This is a genomic window from Streptomyces sp. NPDC048191 (assembly GCF_040652655.1).
Classification (GTDB): domain Bacteria; phylum Actinomycetota; class Actinomycetes; order Streptomycetales; family Streptomycetaceae; genus Streptomyces.
The window spans coordinates 75,721-97,414 of the sequence record NZ_JBEZMO010000022.1 but is presented as its reverse complement, the minus strand read 5'-3'; the positions used below and the strand labels follow the sequence as shown (position 1 = coordinate 97,414).

The following is a 21,694-nucleotide window of genomic DNA, read 5'->3' as shown; positions in this document are numbered from 1 at the left end:
CCTTACAGCGCGTAGTGCCATCGGCCGGATGGCCCCGTCTGTCCGGCCGGGAGCGGGAATTCGGGGTAGTTTGGCAGTGTTTCCCCCCGGCACCCGCCCCCGCCCTACAGGCTGTAGGGTGACCTGGGGTCCCCGAACGCCCAGGGGGCAGAGGGGTGATGATGGCCAGCGGCGCGCACGCCACACTCGCCGGAATCCGGCGCTCGCGCTCCCCGCGCACGTCCCGTGGCGCCCGCCCGGACCGTCCCCTCGTCCCGCTCGCGGCCGTCGCCGCCGTCTTCACCCTCGCCCAACTCCTCCTCGTCGGCCCCTACATGGGCCTCGGCTGGGACGAGACGGTGTACGTCAGTCAGGTCAGCGCGCACGCTCCCGCCGCCTTCTTCAGCGCGCCCCGTGCCCGGGGCGTCCCCCTGCTCGTCGCGCCCGTCGCCTCCTGGTCGTCCTCCACGGCACTGTTGCGGAGCTGTCTCGCGATCCTTTCCGGTCTCGCCCTGTTCCTGGCCCTGCGCGCCTGGCGCGGCCTGTTCCCGGTGCGGGTCCTCGCCCTCGCCGGCGGCCTCTTCGCCTCCCTGTGGGTGACCCTGTTCTACGGTCCCCAGGCCATGCCCAACTACTGGGTCGCCGTGGGCGCGTCGGCCACCGTCGCCTGCTTCCTGCGGGCCCGCGCGGGCCCCGGGCGTGCCGTGTGGTGGGGCCTGGCGGCGAGTGCCGCGCTCATGGCCCTGATGCGGCCCACGGACGCCGTCTGGACCGTGCTGCCGCTCCTCGCCCTGGGCCTGGTCCGCCGCCACTGGCGGGCCCTCGCGGCCCTGCTCACGGGGCTCGTGGCCGGCGCCGCCGAGTGGGTGATCGAGGCGTACGCCGCCTACGGCGGCCCGCTGCGCCGCCTGTCCGAGGCCTCCGCGATCCAGGGCGGCCTCGGCCGGCACTTCGCCGTCGTCGACCAACTGCGCAGCCTCGGCGGGCGCGCGCTGTGCCGGCCCTGCACGGGCGCTGCGCCCGCCGCGGTGGTCACCGTGTGGTGGTTCGTCCTGCCCGTGCTCGCCGCGCTCGGGCTCGCCGTGGCCGTCCGAGCCCGGCGTACGACGGTGACACTGCTGCCGCTCGCCTGCGCGGCGACGGTGGCCTGCCCCTACCTGTTCCTGATCGACTACGCGGCCCCGCGCTTCCTGCTGCCGGCCTACGCGCTGCTGGCGCTCCCCGTCGCCGACGCGCTGGTGTTCCTGGTCACCGCGCCGCGCGGCCGCCGGCGCCCGGTCGTGGCGACGCTCGTCTGCCTCGGGCTCGGCGCCCACCTCGCGGTGCAACTCGCCGTCCTGGTGCACACGGTGGACGGCGCCACCGCCCAACGCCGCGGCTGGTCCCGCACGGCCGCCGCCCTGCACCGGCTCGGCGTCCGCCCGCCCTGTCTGCTCACCGGAGGCGACGCCATCCCCATCGCGTTCTACACCGGCTGCGCCTCGGCCGCGACCGCCGGGCACAACGCCAACAGCACCGAGGCCGGCCTCGCCCGCACCGCCCGGCGGATCCCGGTCGCGGTGCTGGTGCCCGCCGGTTCCCGGCCACCCGGATACGCCCGCGACTGGCCGGCCGAGCCCTTCGACGGCGGGCGGCTCTACCACACCGTGCCAGGGAGTGGCCGATGACGTCACCGGCGGAAGCGGTCGCCTCCCTCGGCCGGCGCCGCGCCTACTGGCACGCCGGCGTCCTTCTCGCCGTCCTGCTCGGCGGGCTCTACCTGGCCCACCGGCACTGGCCCGCGCTCGAGAGCGGCGCCGGGCGGCTGGCGGGCGCCGACCAGGGCTGGCTGCTGGTCGGCGCCACGGCGGCGCTCGGCACCTGGGCGGCCTCGGCGCTCGCCCAGCAGGGCGCGGTCGTACGACGGCTGCCCGCGCCCCGGCTGGTGGCCGCCCAGTTCGCCGCCTCCGCCGCCAATCACCTGCTGCCCGCCGGGCTCGGCGCGGGCGCGGTGAACCTCAGGTTCCTGATGCGCTGCGGACTGCCCGCCGGCCGCTCGGCCAGCGCCCTCGCCGTCAAGGCCACCGCCGGGGCCGCGGTCCGCATGGCGCTGATCGCGCTGCTCACCCCGGCCTGCCCGGGCCTGCTGCGACTGCCGGAGCCGACCCCGACGGCGGTCGCCGTCGCCCTGGGCGGACTCGTCCTGCTCGCGGCCCTGCCGGCGACACCGTGGTGGGCGCGTTGCCGCCGGGCCCTGTCGGCCGTCCTGGCCGACCTCCGTGCCCTGCACATCTGTCCCGCCCGGGCGGCGGCCCTGTGGGGCGGCTCCCTCGCCTTCGCCGCGCTGCACTCCCTCGTCCTCATCGCCGTCACCCAGGCGATCGAACTGCCGCTGCCCCCACTCCAGGTGGCCCTGCTGTACCTCGCCGCCAGCAGCGCGGCGGCCCTGCTGCCCACCCCCGGGGGCCTCGGCTCCCTGGACGCGGCGCTCGCCCTCGCCCTCACGGTCTCCGGCGCCCCCGGCGCGGCCGCCGCCTCCGCCGTGCTCGGCTACCGGCTGCTGACCGTGTGGCTGCCCCTGCTGCCGGGCCTGCTGGTGCTCGGGGTGCTGGTGCGGCGCAAAGCCCTGTGAAACGCGCGGAGTTTCCCGCGCGCCCGCCGCTGGTAGGACTCGGGTGTCGCATGCCGCACCGGAGGGGGAGAGCCATGTCGGGGAACGACACAGCGGGGCTGCCGAGCGAGGCGTTCTTCACTCCGGGGACGTCGTCCTTCACCGAGTTCCTGGCCGCGCACCGCCCCCGGCTGCTGCCTACCGCGCCCGTGCTGCCCGGCGGCGTACGGGCCGCGGCCGACCGTTTCCCGCACGGCACCACCGTGCTCGCCCTCGTCTACCGCGACGGCGTGCTGATCGCCGGCGACCGCCGGGCCACCATGGGCAACCTCATCGCCCAGCGCGACCTGGAGAAGGTGCACCCCGCCGACGACTTCACGGCGGTGGCCTTCGCCGGCACCGTCGGCCTCGCCGTGGACATGGTGCGGCTCTACCAGGTCGAGCTGACGCACTTCGAGAAGATAGAGGGCACGCAGATGACCCTGGCCGGCAAGGCGACCCGGCTGGCGTCCATGATCCGGCAGAACCTCGCCCAGGCCATGCAGGGCCTCGCCGTCGTCCCGCTGCTCGCCGGGTACGACCTCACCGCACCCGAGGGTGGACGGGGGCGCATCTTCGGCTTCGACGCGGCCGGGGGTCTGTACGAGAAGCACGACTTCTACGCCGAGGGCTCCGGCTCCCCGTACGCCCGGGGCGCCCTGAAGAAGCTGTACCGGCCCGGCCTCACCCGGCGCGAGGCCGCCCTCGCCGCGCTCCAGGCGCTCTACGACGCGGCGGACGACGACTCGGCCACCGGTGGCCCCGACCTGAACCGCCGTATCTTCCCTGTCGTGTGTCTCATCACCGAGGACGGCTTCGAGCGGCTGCCGGAGGCGGAGACCGAGGAACTCAGCCGCGAGATGGTCGGGCAGCGCACCGCCCGCCCGGATGGACCGCACGCCACACCCTGAACCCGCTCGGCGCCGGGTGCTCGGGATGCGTTCGGTCCGCCCCGACGATCCGCACCGCGTCCGGGATGTCCTGGCAGCGGACAGGCGGCCCGCACTACAGGAGCGGCGGCGCTGCTCCTGTAGTGCTGGGAAGGCTCAAGTCAGGCGGTGGCCGATGCCGCGTGCGGTGGCGATCGTCCGCTCGCTGCCCGCGGTGCGCAGCTTGCGACGCAGCCGGGTCAGGTACTGGTCCAGCGTGTTGTCGTTGACCTGCGCCCCCTCCGGCCAGCCGGCGCGCAGCAGGTCGCGGCGGCGCACCAGCTCCCCGCCGGCCGCGGTCAGCGCCGCCAGCAGACGGAACTCCGTCGGGGTGAGATCGATGCGCCTGCCCTGCACGGTGGCGCTGTGCCGGACGGCGTCCAGCACCAGTCCGCCCCCGGCCGCGGACGCGGCCGGCGGCGTGACCCGGCGCAGGGCGGCGCGCAGCCGGGCGGCGAGCTCGGCGAGGTGGAACGGCTTGGGCAGATAGTCGTCACCGCCCGCCGAGAAGCCCGACAGCCGGTCCGTGATCCCCTGCCGCGCGGTCAGGAAGACGACCGGGGCGAGGAAGCCGTTGGCACGCATCGCCTGACAGACGTCCCGGCCGTCGGCGTCGGGCAGGCCGACGTCCAGCACGACGGCGGACACGTCCGGTGTCGCCAGCCGCAGCGCTGTGGCGCCGTCCCCGGCGCACACGGTGTCGAAGTCCTCGTCGTGCAGACCACGGCGCAGCACGTCACGCAGGGCGTGATCGTCCTCGACGATGAGGATCCTGGGGCGCATGTCTCTCCACCGGCCCGTCGGCCGAATCGCTGGGATGGGGTGTGCCCGGCTCCGGGACACGGGGGACGTACCGCTCGGGCAGCCACCGGGCCACCACGCAGACGAAGACACCGAGCCAGCCGACGGCGAACAGCCAGCCGCCCACCACATCGGTGAACCAGTGCACGCCCAGGAACACCCGGGTCAGCCCGACCCCCGCCCCCCACAGCGCGACCAGAGCGCACAGCGCGGTCCGGCCCCGCGGGGCACGCAGGCACAGGGCCAGGATCAGCAGCCCGGCCGTCAGCGCGGCCGTGGTGGTGTGACCGGAGGGGAACGACCAGCCCGAGGCGTGCGTCTGCCAGTCGTACCGCGGCGGCCGGGCCCTGCGGACCAGGTCCATCACGCCGTAGCGCACGGCCTGGCCCGCGCCGAGGCAGACCACGCCGAGCGGCACGGTCACCAGCCGCTCCCGCGCGGTGCGCCCCGCGATCACCCCGGCCAGGACCGCCAGCACGTAGGGGACGACGCCCGTTCCCGTCGCGGTCAGCCCGCGCGCCACCGCCACCGCCACGGGCGGGCGGTGCACGACGGACCAGGACAGCAGACCCTGGTCCAGGTACAGGGGGCCGCCCTGGTCGCTGATCACCACCGCGGTCAGGACCGCGAACGCCAGCCAGGCGCCCAGGGCCACGGTGCCCGCCGGCTCCGCGTCGAGTGCGGGCCTCATCCGGTTCCCGCCGCCGGCAGCGGGCGCGACCACGTCAGCGCCGGCCGCCCGGCCGGGCCCGTCGGCCACCACCGCGGGGCCTTCGTCGCCAAGGAGCCGGCCGGTCCACCGAGCGCCGCCCCCGCGACGACGCCGTACGGACGGCGCACCCCGGCCCGGGCGCCGGGCGCCACCGCGGCGAGCGCGTACGCCGAGGCCACCGCGCCCAGCCGCCGGCAGCCGAAGAACAGGGCGACCGCCGCGAGGAAGGCGGCCGCGGCGTGAGGGCCCGGCAGCGACCGGTGGCCGGACAACGCCACGACCACCGGCACGGCCAGGGACGCCGTCGCCGCGGCCGTCCCGTCCCGGCGGGCCCGCCACCGGCCCTCGACCATCAGTGGCGCGGACAGCGCCGGCCCGCGGGCCGGCCCGAGGAGCCGGCCGGGGGAGCGGTGGGCGAGGCCCACCACGACCGTGGAGAGCGGCGTGTCGAGCGTGGTGCCCGGCACGGCGAGCCTCATCCCCGGGCCTCCTTGGCCGCCTTGCGGGAGCGCAGCACCTCGGCGGCGAGCGGGAGGAGGGACACGACGACGATCAGTGCGATCACCGGCAGCAGGTACCTGTCGATGTTCGGGATCGAGGAGCCCAGCGCGTACCCCGCGAGGGTGAGACCGAGGCTCCACACGAGCCCGCCCACCACCTGCCAGAGGGTGAAGGTCCGGGCGGGGACGCCGAGCGCGCCCGCCATCGGGTTCAGCACCGTGCGCACCACCGGGACGAAGCGGGCCAGCACGATCGCCTTCGCGTGGCCGTACCGCTCCAGCAACTCCTCGGCGCGCTGCGCGCCCTCGCGCAGCTTCGCCGACCGGGTACGGGCCAGCAGCGCGCCGCCCGCCTTCCGGCCGAGCAGGAACCCGCACTGCGAGCCGGCCAGGGCGCCGACGGCCGCCGCGACGAGGAGCGGCCCGAGCGACAGGTGCACCCCGCGGTCCGACCCGCCCGTGCACAGCAGCCCCGCCGTGAACAGCAGGGAGTCTCCGGGCAGGAAGAACCCGATCAGCAGGCCCGTCTCGGCGAAGAGCACCACGCCCACGCCGAGCACGCCGAACGCGGCGAGCAGGGAGTGGGCGTCGAGCACGTTGACCGCGAGCTGCGACGCCAGGTGGGGGGAGGCGGTCATCGCCGTACGCCCTTTCCATCGACTTCCTCGACAAGATCCGACTACACATTTGTAGACGGTCCACCGGTCCGTAGACGAACGGAGAGGGGTGAACGTTCCCGGCCTTTACCTGTCCATTGCCACTTTATGACCGACTGCATACACGGCCGTGGTCATGATGGTCCGCGAAGGTAAGGCATGCCTTCGCTAAGTAGATGGGAGGGCTGCAGGGTATGTGGGACGACGCGTTTCCGAGTTTCCTGATCGGACTGAGGGAGGGACTCGAAGCCGGACTCATCGTCTCCATCCTGGTGGCCACCCTGGTCCGGGCGGAGGCGCGCTCGCGGCTGCCCCAGGTGTGGACCGGCGTGCTCGCCGCCGTCGCCGTGGCGATGAGCTTCGGCGCGGTGCTGACCTTCACCGCCGCGTCCATGCCGCAGACCGCCCAGGAGGCGTTCGGCGGCACCCTCAGCGTGATCGCCGTCGCGTTCGTCACCGCCATGGTGTTCTGGATGCGGCGCTCGGCCCGCAACCTCTCCGGCGAACTGAAGGAGAAGGTGACCGGGGCCCTCGCCATGGGCTCCGGTGTGCTGATCCTGACCTCCTTCCTCGCGGTCGGCCGTGAGGGTCTGGAGACCGCCCTCTTCCTGTGGACCACCGCGCGGGCGGCCGGCGAGTCGGCCGGACCGCTGACCGGCGCCGGCATCGGCCTGGTCCTCGCGGCCGGCCTGTGCTGGGGCCTGTACCGCCGGGTCCTGAAGATCAACCTGACCAAGTTCTTCACCGCCACCGGTGCCGTCCTGATCGTCATCGCCGCCGGCGTCCTCGGCTACGGCCTGCGCGACCTCCAGGAGGGCGGCGTACTGCCCGGCAGGACCGCCTACGCGGTCGACCTCGCGAGCAGCGTCGACGCCGGCTCCTGGTACAGCACCCTGGTCCAGGGCGTCTTCAACCTCACCCCGACCATGACCTGGCTCCAGGTGGTGGCCTACGCCGGCTACCTGGCCGTCGTGATGACCCTGTTCGTCCGCGGCGTGCGCGCCACCGGCCCGAAGCAGGCCGGGGAACGCCCCGCGCGGGAGCCGGAGGCCGTCCGGCCCGAGCGGCGCCGGCCGGTGTGGGTGGTGCCCGCCGCCGTGGTCGCCGTACCCGCGGTGATCGCCGGACTCGTCGTCGCCCTCTCCCGGCCCAAGCCCGCCGGCGACCAGACGGTCGCCGTCTCCGAGACCGAGTGCGGCAAGGGCTTCACCGCGCCCAAGCCCGGCCGGCAGACCTTCCAGATGCGCAACACCGGCGGCAAGACCTCCGAGGTGTACCTCATCGACCCGTCCACCAGCGCGGTCTACGGCGAGATCGAGGGACTGGCCCCCGGCACCACCCGCGACCTCGTCGCCACCGTCGCCGGCGGCACCTACGCCTGGCGCTGCGTCCCCACCGGCGGCAGGGTCGTCACCTCCAAGCCGGTGACCGTCAGCGGTGGCGGCGCGGCCAAGCCGGTCGTCCCCGTGTCCGAACAGGACCTCGCCGCACCCCTGAAGGCGTACAAGACCTACGTCGGCCAGGGCCTGGCCACCCTGGTCGGCCAGACCCGCACCCTCGCCGACGACATCCGGGGCAACCACCTGGACAAGGCCCGCACCGACTGGCTCACGGCCCACCGCACCTACTCCTCGCTCGGCGCCGCCTACGGCACCTTCGAGGACTTCGACAAGAGGATCAACGGCCGCGCGGACGGGCTGCCCAACGGCGTCCAGGACCAGGGCTTCACGGGCTTCCACCGCATCGAGTACGGCCTGTGGCACGGCCAGTCCGCCAAGGAGCTGACGGGCCCCGCCCAGCAGCTCGCCACCGATGCCGCTGGACTGCGGAAGGCCTTCCCGGGCCAGGACTTCGACCCCGGCGACCTGCCGCTGCGCGCCCACGAGATCCTGGAGAACACCCTCCAGTTCGAGCTCACCGGCGACACCGACGAGGGCAGCGGCACCAATCTCGCCACCGCCGACGCCAACCTCGCCGGCACCCGCGAGCTGCTCACCGTCCTCAAGCCGCTACTCACCGCCCGCGCGCCCCAGGTGCTCCCGGCGGTCGACGCGGGCGTCGGCCGCCTGCAGAACCTCCTGGACGCCGCCCACCACGGCACCGACTGGACCCCCGTCGACAAGCTCGCCGCCGCCGACAAGCAGCGCCTGGACGGCGCCACCGGGCAGCTGCTGGAAGACCTCGCCCCGATCCCGGACCTGCTCGAGATCCGGAAGTCCGCCTGATGACCGAAGCCTGCCCGGTGACGTCCGCGCACCCGCACCCCGAAGGGAACCCTGCGATGTCCACTGCCGAACCGTCGACCTGCCCCGTCGGCCCCGCCCGCCGCTCCTTCGTGCGGACCGCCCTGGGTGCCGGTGCCGCCGGAGCGGTCCTGGCCGGCGGCGGCTTCGCCCTCGGCGAGAGCGGTGGCACCGCCGAGGCCCAGCCGGCGAACGCCGACGGCACCGCGAAGGTCCCCTTCCACGGCGCCCACCAGGCCGGCATCGTCACCCCGGCACCGGCCGCCGCCACCTTCGTCTCGCTGGACGTGATAGCCGACGACCGCAAGGGCCTCACCGACCTGCTGAAGACCATCACCGAGCGGGCCCGGTTCCTCACCTCGGGCGGGGCCCCCACCGACCTGGGCGTCGGCGCGCCGCCCTCCGACAACGGCATCCTCGGCCCCGAGGTCCCCTCGGACGGCCTCACCGTCACCGTCGGCGTCGGCGCCTCCCTGTTCGACGACCGCTACGGCCTCGCCAAGGCCAGGCCGGCCAGGCTGACCCCGATGCGGACCTTCCCCAACGACAACCTGAACGCGGCCGAGTGCCACGGCGACCTGTCCCTGCAGATCTGCGCCCAGAGCCAGGACACGGTGCTGCACGCGCTGCGCGACATCGCCCGGCACACCCGCGGCGCCATGCAGATCAAGTGGCGCATCGACGGCTTCCAGAACGCGCCGCGCCCCAGCGGTGCCCAGCGCAACCTGCTCGGCTTCAAGGACGGCATAGCCAACCCGGACGTCACCTCCGCGCGCGAGACCCGCAAGCTGATCTGGGTCGGCGACGGCCAGGGCGAGCCGGCCTGGACCGCGGGCGGCAGCTACCAGGTGATCCGGATCATCCGGATGCTGGTGGAGTTCTGGGACCGGGTCTCGCTCACCGAGCAGGAGAAGATGTTCGGCCGCCGCAAGGACACCGGCGCCCCGCTCGACGGCGCCAAGGAGACCGACATCCCCCAGTACGCCAAGGACCCGCACGGCACCGCGATCCCGCTCGACGCACACATCCGCCTCGCCAACCCGCGCAAGGCCTCGACCGACGGCTCCCGCATCCTGCGCCGCGGCTACAACTACGACCGCGGCGTGGACAACGTCGGCAACCTCGACATGGGCCTGGTGTTCTGCTGCTACAACCAGGACGTCAAGCGCCAGTTCGAGGCGGTGCAGACCCGGCTGATCGACGAGCCCCTGGTCGACTACATCTCCCCGACGGGCGGCGGCTACTTCTTCGCCCTGCCCGGTGTCCGGGACGCCAAGGACTGGCTGGGCCGGGGCATGCTCTCCGCCTGACGGCACCCGCCCCGTTCCGGACGACGACGGTAGGCCTTTCCCTCCTCATGGGAAAGGCCTGCCGTCGCCTTTACCGAACAGCTACTGCACATGATTTGCAAGTACGGGAGGATGGCACCAGGCTGTGCTGGACAGCCGTCCCCGTACCACCGAAGGATGACCCACCCGATGACGGCCGCCCCCGGTTCCGCTCCGTCCCTCCCCGCCCAGGCCGACGCCAAGCGCTCGGCCTGGCATCGTGTCCGGAGCTCCATGACGCGGCAGGAGTGGACCAGGGTCGGTGGCATGGCGGCCTTCGTACTCGCCCTGCACGTCATCGGATGGGGCACCCTCGTGGGCCTCATCGCGCCGCAGCACTTCAGCGTCGGCAAGGAGCCCTTCGGCATCGGCATCGGCGTCACCGCCTACACCCTGGGCATGCGGCACGCCTTCGACGCCGACCACATCGCGGCGATCGACAACACCACCCGCAAGCTGATGGGCGAGGGACAGCGCCCGCTCTCGGTCGGCTTCTGGTTCTCCCTCGGCCACTCCAGCATCGTCTTCGGCCTCTCCCTGCTGCTCTCGCTCGGCATGAGGACCCTCGCCGGACCGGTCCAGGACGACAACTCGCACCTGCACGAGGTGACCGGCCTGATTGGTACGACCGTCTCCGGCACCTTCCTGTACCTGATCGCCGGCATCAACCTCGTCATCCTCGCCGGCATCTGGAAGGTCTTCCGGCAGATGCGCTCGGGCGCCTACGACGAGGCAGCCCTGGAGACGCAGCTGAACAACCGCGGCTTCATGAACCGCTTCCTCGGCCGGGTCACCGGCTCGATCCGCAAGCCCTGGCAGATGTACCCGCTCGGCCTGCTGTTCGGCCTCGGCTTCGACACGGCCACCGAGATCGCCCTGCTGGTCCTCGCCGGCTCCGGCGCCGCCTCCGGCCTGCCCTGGTACGCCATCCTGTGCCTGCCGGTCCTGTTCGCCGCGGGCATGTCGCTCCTCGACACCATCGACGGCTCGTTCATGAACTTCGCCTACGAGTGGGCGTTCTCCAAGCCCGTCCGCAAGGTCTACTACAACCTCACCATCACCGGTCTGTCCGTGGCCGTCGCCCTCATCATCGGCACCGTGGAACTCCTCGGCCTGCTCGCCGACAGGATGGACCTGCACGGCGTCTTCTGGGACTGGGTCTCGGGCCTCGACCTCAACACCGTCGGCTTCGTCATCGTCGGCCTGTTCTTCGCCACCTGGGCGATCGCCCTGCTGGTGTGGAAGGCGGGCCGTATCGAGGAGAAGTGGACCGAGGGCCTGGCGCCGGCGGAGCAGTCGGGGTCCTGACGGGGTTAGCCGCCCGCTTCCGGGAAACGCGGTCCGGGACCGCCCGCGAGCCCACAGGGAGGCCAGCATGAGCGACCAGCAGTCCGAGCAGACCCCGATGGCGGACGACGCCTACCAGCCCACCGGGACCAACGAGGAACAGGAGGACGCCGGACCCCTGGACCTCCAGGACGCGGTCGACGAGCGCACCTACGACGACGTCCTCGACGAGGGCTACTCCCCGCCCGAACGCCCCCTCGCCGTCGACAAGCAGGGCACCACCGCGGCCGAGCAGCACGCGGGGGAGACCCTGGACGAACGTCTCGCCCAGGAGGTCCCGGACGCCCAGCCGGCGGCGGGCGACGGGATCGGCGACCTCCCGGGCGGCGAGGGCGAGTCGGTCGACCCTGAGGCGGGCGAATCCCGCGCGGGCCGTCTGGTCGCCCCGGACGAGGGCGCGCACACCGACACCAGCAAGGAGGAGATCGCGCGGGACGTGGGCGTGGACGGGGGTGCGGCGGGCGCGGAAGAGGCAGCCGTGCACGTGGTCGAGGAGGAGACCTGAGCGGGACGGTCCCACCCGGGGGCGCGGGGCTGCGTCGCGGTGCGGCCCCGCCGCGTGGGCGCGAGAGACCACGGACCACCCGCACTCGGCGCCGCAACGGCAACCCCGACGGCGCTACCCCAACCGGTCGACCTGGCGGAGCCGGTTCGTCGCGTCCAGCGCAGCGACCTTGTACGACTCCGCCAGCGTCGGGTAGTTGAACACCGCGTCGACCAGATAGTCGACCGTCCCCCCGCACCCCATCACCGACTGACCGATGTGGATCAACTCCGTCGCGCCGGACCCGAAGCAGTGCACCCCGAGGAGCGTCCGGTCCACGGGCGAGACCAGCAGCTTCAGCATGCCGTGCGAGTCCCCGATGATCTGCCCGCGGGCCAGCTCCCGGTACCGGGCCACGCCCACCTCGAACGGCACCCGGTCCTCGGTCAGCTGGTCCTCGGTCCGGCCGACGAAGCTGATCTCCGGGATGGTGTAGATCCCGATCGGCTGCAGATGGTGCATGCGCCCCACCGGCTCGCCGCACGCGTGGTACGCGGCGGCACGGCCCTGTTCCATCGAGGTCGCCGCGAGCGCCGGGAAGCCGATGACGTCACCGACGGCGTAGATGTGCGGCACCTCGGTGCGGTAGTTCTCGTCCACCTTGATCCGGCCCCGCGCGTCCGCCGCCAAACCCGCCTTGTCCAGGTCGAGTTCGTCGGTGAGGCCCTGCCGGCCCGCCGAGTACATCACGGTGTCCGCGGGGATCTTCTTGCCGCTCTCCAGCACGGTCAGCGTGCCCCGCGGATGGCGTTCGACGGCTGCGACGGTCTCGCCGAACCGGAACGTGACGGCCAGGTCCCGCAGGTGGTACTTGAGCGACTCCACGATCTCCACGTCGCACAGGTCCAGCATGACGGGGCGCTTCTCCACCACGGTCACCTTGCTGCCGAGTGCGGCGAACATGGAGGCGTACTCCATGCCGATCACGCCGGCCCCCACGATCACCATGGACCGCGGCACCCGCTCCAGCGAGAGCACGTTGTCCGAGTCCATGATCGTCCGCCCGTCGAACTCGACCGTGCCGGGGCGGGCCGGCCTGGTGCCGGTGGCGATGACGACGTGCCCGGCGCTCAGGAGCCGTTCACGCCCGGAGATCTCGGACAGCGCGACGGTGTGCGGGTCGGCGAAGCGGGCCGTACCGGTGTACACGGTCACCTGGTTGCGGGTGAGCTGGCTGCGGACGACGTCCACCTCGCGGCCGACCACGTGCCGGGTGCGCGCGGTCAGGTCGGCGACGGTGATGTCCTCCTTCAGCCGGTAGCTCTGCCCGTACAGGTCGCGCTGGGTGAGACCCGTCAGGTACAGCACGGCCTCGCGCAGGGTCTTGGAGGGGATGGTCCCGGTGTGCAGGGAGACCCCGCCGAGCATGTCGGGGCGGTCGACGACGGCGACCCGGCGGCCCAGCTTGGCCGCGGCGATGGCGGCCTTCTGACCGCCGGGTCCGGATCCGATGACGAGCATGTCGAAGTCGGGCACCCTCGGGAGTCTGTCAGCCCTCCGGCCCGCTCCGGAAGGGATCGCCACCGGGGAAATCCCCCGAGCGCCACGGCAGTTCCCCGCTTCGGCATGGCTCCACTGACCCCGTTGAAACCGGAGCCCCTGATTTCCCCGGACCGCCCTACGGCATCAGCCGTTCGATGGCTGTCGGACCCTCCTTCTCCATCTTGCGGCGTGCCCAGTCGAGGTTCTGGGGGGTGACGTCCCTGCCCGCCGCCAGCACCAGGTCCTCCGGGGTGACATCCCTGGAGGGAGCGGAGTGGAGCAGGGCGTCCGGGGTGCAGTGGTCGTCGGACGACCGGGACTCGTCGGGTGTGGTAGACGACATGATGCCTCCTCCTCGGTCCGGATGACCGCATCCGTGCCGGTGCCGCCGAACGGGGCACACTCTCACCATTCCCCGCAGCGCCTTCCCACGCCACCGGAGAGCACACACTCCTAAGCTGGAAAACATCCCGCCCCGCTCACCGGGAGGCCGCCGATGGCCGAGACCCCGTTTCCCGAGGACGTCCGTCCCGGCCCTCGCTACCTGCCGATCGCCGAGCACGGGCTCATCGGAGATCTGCGCAGTGTCGCCCTGGTCGGCACGAACGGCACCATCGACTGGTACTGCTGTCCGTCCTTCGACGCCCCCAGCGTCTTCGCGGCCATCCTCGACGCCGAGCGCGGCGGCCGCTTCGAGCTGGCCGCCGCCGTACCCGCGCGTACCAAGCAGTTCTACTTCCCCGACACCAACGTCCTGATCACCCGGTTCTTCACCGAGGACGGCGTCGGCGAGGTGCAGGACTTCATGCCCGTCACCTCGGACGGCGTGGGCGAGGCGGGCCGGCACCGGCTGATCCGGCGCGTGGTCTGCGTCCGCGGCACCGTCCCGTTCCGGGTGCTGGTGGCCCCCCGCTTCGGCTACGGCGCCCTGTCGCACACCCTGCGCACGGTGGACGGCGTCGTGGTCTTCGACTCCGTCGCGCAGGCGGTGGCCCTGACCTCCACGGTCGTTCTCGAGTGCGACGAACGGGACGCGCGCGCCGACTTCAAGCTCGGCGAGGGCGAGACGGCCGTGTTCGCCCTCGACCAGGTCGGCGACGACGTGGCCCCCCGCTGCTGCCCGCACGCCGAGGCCGAGCACGAGTTCAACGCCACGGTCACCTACTGGCGGCGCTGGCTGCACCAGTCCCGCTACCGGGGCCGCTGGCGCGAGATGGTGCACCGCTCCGCGCTCACCCTGAAACTGCTCACCTACGCCCCCACCGGCGCCATCGTCGCCGCCCCCACCACCAGCCTGCCCGAGCAGCTCGGCGGCGAGCGCAACTGGGACTACCGGTATGTGTGGGTGCGTGACGCGGCGTTCGCCGTGTACGCGCTGCTGCGGCTCGGCTTCGCCGGCGAGGCGGAGGCGTTCATGCGCTTCCTGACCACGCACGTCAGCCCTTGTGAGACGGCCGACGCCGTCCCGCCGCTCCAGATCATGTACGGCATCGACGGCCGCAGCGAGCTGCCCGAGCGGGTGCTGCCGCATCTGGAGGGCCATCTGGGCTCCGCCCCGGTCCGGGTCGGCAACGCCGCCGCCGACCAGCTCCAGCTGGACATCTACGGCGCCCTGATCGACTCGATCTACCTGTACGACAAATGGGCCCAGCCGATCTCCAGCGGCCAGTGGGACGACGTGTGCAAGCTGGTCACCTGGGTGTGCGCGCACTGGGACCAGCCCGACGAGGGCGTGTGGGAGACCCGCGGCGGCCGCAGGAACTTCACCTACTCGCGGCTGATGTGCTGGGTCGCCATCGAACGGGCGATCCGCCTCGCCAACCGGCGTGGACTGCCCGCCGACCTGCCCCGCTGGCTACAGGCCCGCGACACGATCTACCGGCGGATCATGGACCGTGGCTGGAGCGAGCAGCGCGGCGCCTTCGTGCAGTACGACGGCGGCGACGTGCTGGACGCCTCGCTGCTGATGATGCCGCTCGCCAAGTTCGTCGCCCCCACCGACCCCAAGTGGCTGTCCACCCTGGACGCCCTCACCGAGGACCTCGTCTCCGACTCCCTCGTCTACCGCTACGACCCGCAGGCCAGCCCCGACGGGCTGCGCGGCGACGAGGGCACCTTCTCGATCTGCTCCTTCTGGTACGTCGAGGCCCTGGTGCGGGCGGGCCGGCTCGACGAGGCCCGGCTGGCCTTCGAGAAGATGCTCACCTACGCCAACCACCTCGGCCTGTACGCGGAGGAGATCGGCCGGACCGGCGAACAGCAGGGCAACTTCCCGCAGGCGTTCACCCATCTGGCCCTGATCAGCGCCGCCTTCAATCTCGACCGGGCGCTCGGCTGACCGAGAGGGCGGTGTGTCCGCAGGTCGTACGGGTACCCGGGAGTCTCCGGAAGGAGAACGACGCAGGGTCGACAGAAGGAGGAGACCCCGTATGACCAGCACCAGCGAGACCGGTGGCGTCACTGGCACGCGCGACAAGAACTACGACCTCATCTGGTATGTCGAGGCGTGTCTGGACAACGCCTTGCGCCTGGAGACGTACATCCAGGACGCCGAACGCGACCACGACAACGCGCTCGTGGACCTGTTCCACAAGGCCCAGGCCGACAGCCGCAAGGGCGCCGAGATGGGCAAGCAACTGCTGCGCGAGCGGCTGAGCGCCTGACCGCCTGTTCCGCTCAGGCGAACCGGGAACTCGGGACGGGTCCGGCGGACCGCACACGCGGCCCGCCGGACCCTCGTCGTGTCCCGGACCTGCCCCGCACCCTCACCGGCCTTGCGGAGCTCAGGGGCCTTCGGATGGCGGCAGCGGCTGTTCCGCCCAGATGACCTTGCCGTGGGGGGTGTAGCGGGTGCCCCAGCGTTCGGCGAGCTGTGCGACCAGGAACAGGCCCCGGCCGCCCTCGTCGGTGCTCGCCGCGTACCGCAGATGCGGCGAGGTCGTGCTGCTGTCCGAGACTTCGCAGATCAGCGTGCGGTCGCGCAGCAGCCGTACGGCGATCGGGCCGCGCCCGTGACGGATGGCGTTGGTGACCAGCTCGCTGAGGATCAGCTCCGTCGTGAACGCCAGCTCCTCCAGGTCCCAGTCGGCGAGCCGCCGGGTCACGGAGGAACGCACCTGCGACACCGCCGCGGGGTCGGTCGGAACCTGCCACTCGGCGACCCGGTCGGGGCCCAGCACCCTCGTGCGGGCGACGATCAGCGCGACATCGTCGCTCGGCCGGGCCGGCAGCCGGTCCAGCACCGCCCGGCAGGTCTCCTCCGGCGAGGCGCCCGGCGTGCCGAGCAGGGCGTCGCTCAGCAGGGCGAGACCCTCGTCGATGTCCCGCTCGCGGTCCTCCACCAGCCCGTCGGTGTACAGCACCAGCCGGCTGCCCTCCGCCAGCTCCAGCTCCGCCGTCTCGAACGGCAGCCCGCCCAGCCCCAGCGGCGGTCCCGCGGGCACCTCCGGGAACCCCACCCGGCCGTTGGGGTGCACCAGCGCGGGCGGCGGATGGCCCGCCCGGGCCACGCTGCACCGCCGCTGGACCGGGTCGTACACCGCGTACAGACACGTCGCGCCGGTGATCGCCGCGGAGCCGTCCGCGGCGGTCTCGTCCTGGTCGATCCGGCCCACCAACTCGTCCAGCAGGCCGAGCAGTTCGTCCGGCGGCAGGTCCAGGGAGGAGAAGTTATGCACCGCCGTGCGCAGCCGGCCCATGGTGGCCGCCGCGTGCAGCCCGTGTCCCACCACGTCCCCCACCACCAGCGCCACCCGGGCGCCGGACAGCGGCAGGACGTCGAACCAGTCGCCGCCCACACCCGCCTGCGCCGGCAGATAGCGGTAGGCGATGTCCAGCGCGCCCTGCTCGGGCAGCGAGCGCGGCAGCAGACTGCGCTGCAGGGTGACCGCCATGCTGTGTTCGCGCGTGTACCGGCGGGCGTTGTCGATGGACACCGCCGCCCGCGCGACCAGTTCCTCGGCGAGGGCCAGCTCCTCGGCGTCGAACGGCTGCGGCTTCTCAGCGCGCCAGAAGTTCGCCACGCCCAGCACCAGACTGCCCGCCCGCAGCGGCACGGTGATCAGCGAGTGGATGCCGTACTCCAGCACCTGCCCGGTGCGCTCCGGGTTCTGGGCGCGCCAGCCGGGGGCGTCGTTCAGCCGCGGCTCCAGGACCGACTGCCCGGTGGTCAGGCTGCGCGCCTGGGGCGAGGTGGCCACCCACCTGATCCGCTCGCCGACCGGGTACAGCGGCGAGTCCTTGCGGATACCGGCGCAGGCGGCGCGGCGCAGCGCGGTGCCCGGCTTGGGCTCCTCCCCGTGCAGCACCGCGTCGAACAGGTCCACGGTCGCGAAGTCCGCGAACCGGGGCACCGCCAGCTCGGCCAGCTCCTCCGCGGTACGGCTCACGTCCAGGCTGGTGCCGATGCCCACCCCGGCGTCGTACAGCATGTTCAGCCGCTCGCGCGCCTCCTCCGCACGGCCGGACAGGGCGCGCAGCTCGGTGGAGTCGCGCAGCGTGGTGACGCTGCCGGCCGGGCCGCCGCGCAGATCGGTGGGGCGCTGGTTGATCGCCAGCAGCCGGTCCTTGACCAGGCGCACCTCGTCCGTCACCGCCCGGCCCGAGGCCAGCAGCGCCGCCGTCTCGTCGTCCAGGCCCAGCTCCAGCACATTGCGCCGCTCGGCGTCCTCGGGCAGGTCCAGCAGCCGGTGCGCCTCGTCGTTGGCGAGCAGCAGTCGGCCGTCGCCGCCGACGATCACGACGCCCTCGCGCACCGCGTGCAGCACCGCGTCGTGGTGCTCGTACATCCGGGTCATCTCGTACGGACCAAGGCCCCGCGTCTGCCGCAGCAGCCGTCTGCTGACCAGGGCCGTGCCCCCGAGGGCCAGTGCGAGCGCCGCCGCTGCCGCCCCGAGCAGCAGGGGCAGCGTCTGCTGGGCGGCCCCGCCGACGTGCGCGGTGGTGATCCCGGCCGACACCAGGCCCACCACCTTGCCCGCGGAGTCCTTCACCGGCACCACGACCTGCACCAGCGGTCCTATCGTGCCGGTGACGTGCTCGGTGACCGTGCCCCCGGCCACCGCCGGGCCGATCGTGCCGACGAACTTCTTGCCGATGCGGTCGGGTTTGGGGTGCGTGTAGCGGATGCCGTCGGTGTTCATCACGACGACGAAGTCCACGCCGGTGGCCTTGCGGACCGCCTCCGCACGGGGCTGCAGTACGGCGGTGGGGTCCGGGCTGCGCAGCGCGGCGGCCGTGCCGGGCGCGTTCGCGAAGGACTCGGCGACGGCGAGGGAACGGTTCTGGGCCTCCCGGTCGATGTCGTGCCGTACCTGGAGGACCTGCGCCACCACCGCCGAGACGACCAGCAGCAGCACGATCACCACCTGGAGCAGGAACACCTGTCCGGCGACGCTGCGTCCGGTCACCGCCGACCGCAGCATCCCGGGTCTGCCGCCGTTCCCGCCCGGGGCCTGCGGCGGCCGGCCCTGCGCAGGGCGCGGGTGCCCCAAGGGACGGGTCGGCCGAGTCGCAGGCCGGCCGGGCAGTCGCACCATGTGCCCATGTCTACACTGCCGGGCCCCGTCCGGCGAGACCGTGTGCGGCGGTGCCGCGCGTCGATCGGCGCGGCGGGGCCCGGTCACCGGTGGGGTACGGCGGTCGAGCGACGCGCGGCGAGCAGCAGCGCCACGTCGTCGGGACGGTCGGTGGCGTGCCGGGCGGCGGCCGTGAGCCGGTCCGCGACCCCGCCCAGCGACCGCCCGCCCCGGCGTCGGGCCGCGGCGGCCCCCGCCCTGGCCAGCGCCAGCCGCAACGCCGTGATGCCCTCGTCGATGTCCGTGCCCGGGTGCTCCACCAGACCGTCCGTGTACAGGGCGAGGATCGCGTCCGGCTCCAGCAGCAGCTCGGCCACCGGGTACCGGGCGTGCGGATCCACCCCGAGGACGACACCGCCCGGAACGTCGAGCAGCCGGGTCCGCCCGTCGGCGCGGCGCAGCAGCGGCGGGGGATGCCCCGCCCGGGCGATCCGGGCCAGGCCGGTCGCCGGGTCCAGCCGCAGGTAGCAGCAGCTGGCAAACTGGCCGGGGTCGAGGTCGATGAGCAGGCGGTTGGTGCCGCTCAGCACCTCGTCCGGCGGCCGGTCACCCACCGCGAACGCGCGCACCGCACTGCGCAGCTGCCCCATGGTGGCCGCCGCCTGCACCCCGTGCCCCTGCACGTCACCGATCACCAGCGCGAGTCCGTCGCCCGCCTCGACCACGTCGTACCAGTCGCCACCGACGTCCATGCCCTGGGTTCCCGGCAGATACCGGCCCGCGGTCTCCACCTGCGGATGCGCCGACAGCCGGTGGGGCAGCAGCGCCTGCTGCAGGCCGCGGGCGAGGGCGGCCTCGCTGTCGTAGCGCTGGGCCCGCTCCATGGCGTGCGCGATCAGCCCGGCGAGCGCGGTGAGGACCGCGGTCTCCTCGGTGCTGAAGCGACGCGAGTCCTCAAAGCCGAGGATGCACGAGCCGACCGGCCGGCCGGAGGCGATCAGCGGCAGGAAGGCCCGGGCGCCCTCGTGGGCGTCCAGCGGAATGCCGGGGTAGGAGGCCGCCAGCTGCTGCATCGACTCGAAGAACAGCGGCCGGCCCGTGGTCAGGCACTCCACACCCGGCACCCGGGCGTCCAGGCCGATGCCCTCGAACCTGGCGAGGAACCCCTGGGGGAAGCCGGACTCCCAGGCGAGATACAGATGCCGCTCCTGGAGCAGATAGATGGCGAGGCGCCGGCCGCCGAACGCGGGCAGCAACTCCTGCATGACCACCGCCGACACCTGCCGGGCGGTCACCGCGTCGGTCAGCGCGATCGCCAGGGCGATCGGCCGGTACAGCGGCGCCATCGAGGGGCCGGCCGCCGTGTCCTCCGGAACGTGCTCCTCCAGCAGCGACTCGACCGGCGTGTCCACCCGGCTGGCCGGCACCAGTGTGCAGGTCAGCAGGTCCTCACCGGGGTGCAGCGACATGGCGAGCCAGTCCCCCGCACCGGGCTCGGAGCGCTCGTCGGCCGGCCGCCGCACATGGAAGCGCACCGGATCCGCGGCCAGCAGCGCGCCGCGCAGATGGTCGTCGTACGGCGGGCCGGCCAGCCACGGCATCGCCTCCCACAGCGGACGCCCGAGCAGCCACCCCCGGTCCCGGCCGGCGAGCCGGGCCGCGGCCTGGTTCACGTAGACGATCAGGCCCAGCCGGTCCAGGCAGAACACGCCCTGGGGCAGCAGGTCGGCCGCGCCGTCCGCGGCGGCCGGGCCGAGGCCGAACACCACTCCGCCGACCCGCTCCGCACCCCCGTCCACGGCGTCCGGCCACAGGTCCAGCAGCAGCGCGGTGCCGTCCCGCGCCCGCAGGCCGAGCGGTGCCGCCGGCGGCTTCCCGGCCGCGGTGTCGCGCAGCGCGGACAGCACCCGGTGTGCGTCGTGCGGGGCCAGGGCGCTGGCGAGGGCCGTGTCGGAATCCTCCAGGTCGGCGGAGCTCAGCCCGAGAAGGTCGCACAACCGGTCGTCCGCGCGCACCGCGCGGCTCACGGGGTCCCAGCCGAACCGCGCCACCGACGCCTGCACGGGCCGGCTCGTGGGCGGCGGCACGCACAGCGGCTCGCCGTCCCAGACGACCGCGCTCGCGTCCCCGTCGGCGAGTCCGATCAGCTCGGCGCCGAGTCCTTCGGCCAGCCGGGCGAGCAGCTCCCGGTCCAGCGGCTCGTCGACGGTGTCCGCCACCGCCGGGCGCAGCACGGTCAGCACGCCCAGTGGCTCGCTCGCGCCCGGCACCGGCACGTGCACCGACCCGAACGGGAAGGGCAGGCCCGCCGCGAACTGCGGATACCGGCGCACCGTCTCGGCGGCGTTCGCCAGCACCACCTGCACGCCGAGACGGTAGGCGTCGGCGACGGGGAAGGGCCGGCCGACGTGCAGCCGCCACCAGGGCCGGAACAGCGGACCGGGCAGCCCCGCGAGCACCGCCAGGCGCAGCAGCCCGGGGGTGCCTGAGCGCAGATACACACCGGCGACCCGGCCGCCGGCCGCACCGAGCGCGCCGGTCGAGGTGTCCGCCAGCAGCGCGGCCAGCCGGGCCCGCGTACGGACCACCTGCTCGCCACCGCTCCCGGCCATCGCCCTTACCTCGTCCCGTGCGCCTCAGGGTGGATGACACAGCAAGAATGCGCCAGAAAGGCAGTGCGACGCACCTGGGCGGGACGGGAAACCGCGAGAGAGCCGCGGGACGGGGGAGGAAGGGCGTCCCGAGGACGGGCGTCCCGCCGCGGGCCCGCCGACGTACTGCTGGGGTCGCCTGCCCGGTCGGGTGGTGGGGGTGTCGCGCTGCCGGGCCGTCGACGTGCCGCCGGGCGGTCCCGCTCGTCCGGGTGGCGCGGGCCCGGCTTGTCACTGTCACCGCGGGCTCGCCACCCGGCGGTGCCTCGCACTGCCCCGCCCCTCTCGCCCTGGAACCCGGCACCGGCGGCGCTGCTCGGCCGTCCCGGCGGTCTTCTGCACGACCGTACGGCCCGCATGTCCAGCGAACGCGGCCG

17 protein-coding genes are annotated in these 21,694 nt (G+C 73.4%); 9 read left to right on the top strand and 8 right to left on the bottom strand.

What is annotated here, in order from left to right; genetic code table 11:
• Positions 1 to 161: 161 nt before the first annotated feature.
• From AB0D93_RS29640 to prcB, 3 genes are all read left to right on the top strand, one after another.
• Positions 162 to 1,646 carry a hypothetical protein gene (locus AB0D93_RS29640; protein WP_362125728.1) on the top strand — a complete coding sequence of 495 codons (1,485 nt, stop codon included), beginning with the start codon at positions 162 to 164 and terminating at the stop codon, positions 1,644 to 1,646.
• The gene (locus tag AB0D93_RS29635; RefSeq protein WP_362125605.1) at positions 1,643 to 2,590 is read left to right on the top strand and encodes a lysylphosphatidylglycerol synthase domain-containing protein; all 948 of its coding nucleotides are present in this window, start codon (positions 1,643 to 1,645) and stop codon (positions 2,588 to 2,590) included. Before AB0D93_RS29640 ends, AB0D93_RS29635 begins: the two co-directional genes overlap by 4 nt.
• Before the next feature lie 74 nt (positions 2,591 to 2,664).
• Positions 2,665 to 3,519 (top strand): proteasome subunit beta, encoded by an 855-nt coding sequence (prcB, locus tag AB0D93_RS29630; RefSeq protein WP_362125602.1) that lies wholly within the window; start codon positions 2,665 to 2,667, stop codon positions 3,517 to 3,519.
• Between the two features lie 135 nt (positions 3,520 to 3,654).
• Here prcB and AB0D93_RS29625 read toward each other — a convergent pair whose 3' ends face one another.
• The 4 genes from AB0D93_RS29625 to AB0D93_RS29610 are packed head-to-tail and all read right to left on the bottom strand — an operon-like array spanning position 3,655 to position 6,188.
• Positions 3,655 to 4,320, bottom strand: coding sequence for a response regulator transcription factor (locus tag AB0D93_RS29625; protein WP_362125599.1), 666 nt, complete (start codon positions 4,318 to 4,320; stop codon positions 3,655 to 3,657).
• A complete protein-coding gene (locus AB0D93_RS29620) occupies positions 4,274 to 5,029 on the bottom strand; it encodes a phosphatase PAP2 family protein (protein WP_362125596.1) in 756 nt (251 codons plus the stop codon). The genes AB0D93_RS29625 and AB0D93_RS29620 overlap by 47 nt, the downstream gene beginning before the upstream one ends.
• Positions 5,026 to 5,529 carry a hypothetical protein gene (locus tag AB0D93_RS29615; RefSeq protein ID WP_362125593.1) on the bottom strand — a complete coding sequence of 168 codons (504 nt, stop codon included), beginning with the start codon at positions 5,527 to 5,529 and terminating at the stop codon, positions 5,026 to 5,028. The genes AB0D93_RS29620 and AB0D93_RS29615 overlap by 4 nt, the downstream gene beginning before the upstream one ends.
• The gene (locus AB0D93_RS29610) at positions 5,526 to 6,188 is read right to left on the bottom strand and encodes a DedA family protein (protein ID WP_362125590.1); all 663 of its coding nucleotides are present in this window, start codon (positions 6,186 to 6,188) and stop codon (positions 5,526 to 5,528) included. The genes AB0D93_RS29615 and AB0D93_RS29610 overlap by 4 nt, the downstream gene beginning before the upstream one ends.
• Before the next feature lie 212 nt (positions 6,189 to 6,400).
• Between AB0D93_RS29610 and efeU the strand changes: the two genes are divergently transcribed.
• The 4 genes from efeU to AB0D93_RS29590 all read left to right on the top strand — a co-directional run bounded on the left by efeU (position 6,401) and on the right by AB0D93_RS29590 (position 11,629).
• On the top strand, positions 6,401 to 8,431 hold the full coding sequence (efeU, locus tag AB0D93_RS29605) for an iron uptake transporter permease EfeU (RefSeq protein ID WP_362125725.1): 2,031 nt from the start codon (positions 6,401 to 6,403) through the stop codon (positions 8,429 to 8,431).
• A 56-nt stretch (positions 8,432 to 8,487) separates the two neighbouring features.
• Positions 8,488 to 9,759 carry an iron uptake transporter deferrochelatase/peroxidase subunit gene (gene efeB / locus AB0D93_RS29600; RefSeq protein ID WP_362125587.1) on the top strand — a complete coding sequence of 424 codons (1,272 nt, stop codon included), beginning with the start codon at positions 8,488 to 8,490 and terminating at the stop codon, positions 9,757 to 9,759.
• Positions 9,760 to 9,927: 168 nt separating this feature from the next.
• On the top strand, positions 9,928 to 11,085 hold the full coding sequence (locus AB0D93_RS29595; protein WP_362125723.1) for a HoxN/HupN/NixA family nickel/cobalt transporter: 1,158 nt from the start codon (positions 9,928 to 9,930) through the stop codon (positions 11,083 to 11,085).
• A gap of 67 nt (positions 11,086 to 11,152) precedes the next feature.
• Entirely contained in the window at positions 11,153 to 11,629 is a 477-nt protein-coding gene (locus tag AB0D93_RS29590; RefSeq protein WP_362125584.1) for a DUF5709 domain-containing protein, read from the top strand.
• Positions 11,630 to 11,743: 114 nt separating this feature from the next.
• Here the strand turns inward: AB0D93_RS29590 and sthA are convergent, their stop codons facing one another.
• Both sthA and AB0D93_RS29580 read right to left on the bottom strand, forming a co-directional pair.
• Complete coding sequence (sthA, locus tag AB0D93_RS29585) at positions 11,744 to 13,144, bottom strand: Si-specific NAD(P)(+) transhydrogenase (RefSeq protein WP_362125581.1); 1,401 nt, start codon at positions 13,142 to 13,144, stop codon at positions 11,744 to 11,746.
• A gap of 142 nt (positions 13,145 to 13,286) precedes the next feature.
• A complete protein-coding gene (locus tag AB0D93_RS29580; RefSeq protein ID WP_362125578.1) occupies positions 13,287 to 13,493 on the bottom strand; it encodes a hypothetical protein in 207 nt (68 codons plus the stop codon).
• Positions 13,494 to 13,646: 153 nt separating this feature from the next.
• Between AB0D93_RS29580 and AB0D93_RS29575 the strand changes: the two genes are divergently transcribed.
• A complete protein-coding gene (locus AB0D93_RS29575) occupies positions 13,647 to 15,488 on the top strand; it encodes a glycoside hydrolase family 15 protein (RefSeq protein WP_362125575.1) in 1,842 nt (613 codons plus the stop codon).
• A gap of 91 nt (positions 15,489 to 15,579) precedes the next feature.
• Positions 15,580 to 15,813: a hypothetical protein gene (locus AB0D93_RS29570; RefSeq protein ID WP_362125572.1), complete on the top strand. Its 234-nt coding sequence runs from the start codon at positions 15,580 to 15,582 to the stop codon at positions 15,811 to 15,813.
• Between the two features lie 120 nt (positions 15,814 to 15,933).
• Here the strand turns inward: AB0D93_RS29570 and AB0D93_RS29565 are convergent, their stop codons facing one another.
• Positions 15,934 to 18,573: a SpoIIE family protein phosphatase gene (locus AB0D93_RS29565; protein WP_362125569.1), complete on the bottom strand. Its 2,640-nt coding sequence runs from the start codon at positions 18,571 to 18,573 to the stop codon at positions 15,934 to 15,936.
• Between the two features lie 197 nt (positions 18,574 to 18,770).
• Entirely contained in the window at positions 18,771 to 21,278 is a 2,508-nt protein-coding gene (locus AB0D93_RS29560) for a SpoIIE family protein phosphatase (protein ID WP_362125566.1), read from the bottom strand.
• Positions 21,279 to 21,694: the final 416 nt, after the last annotated feature.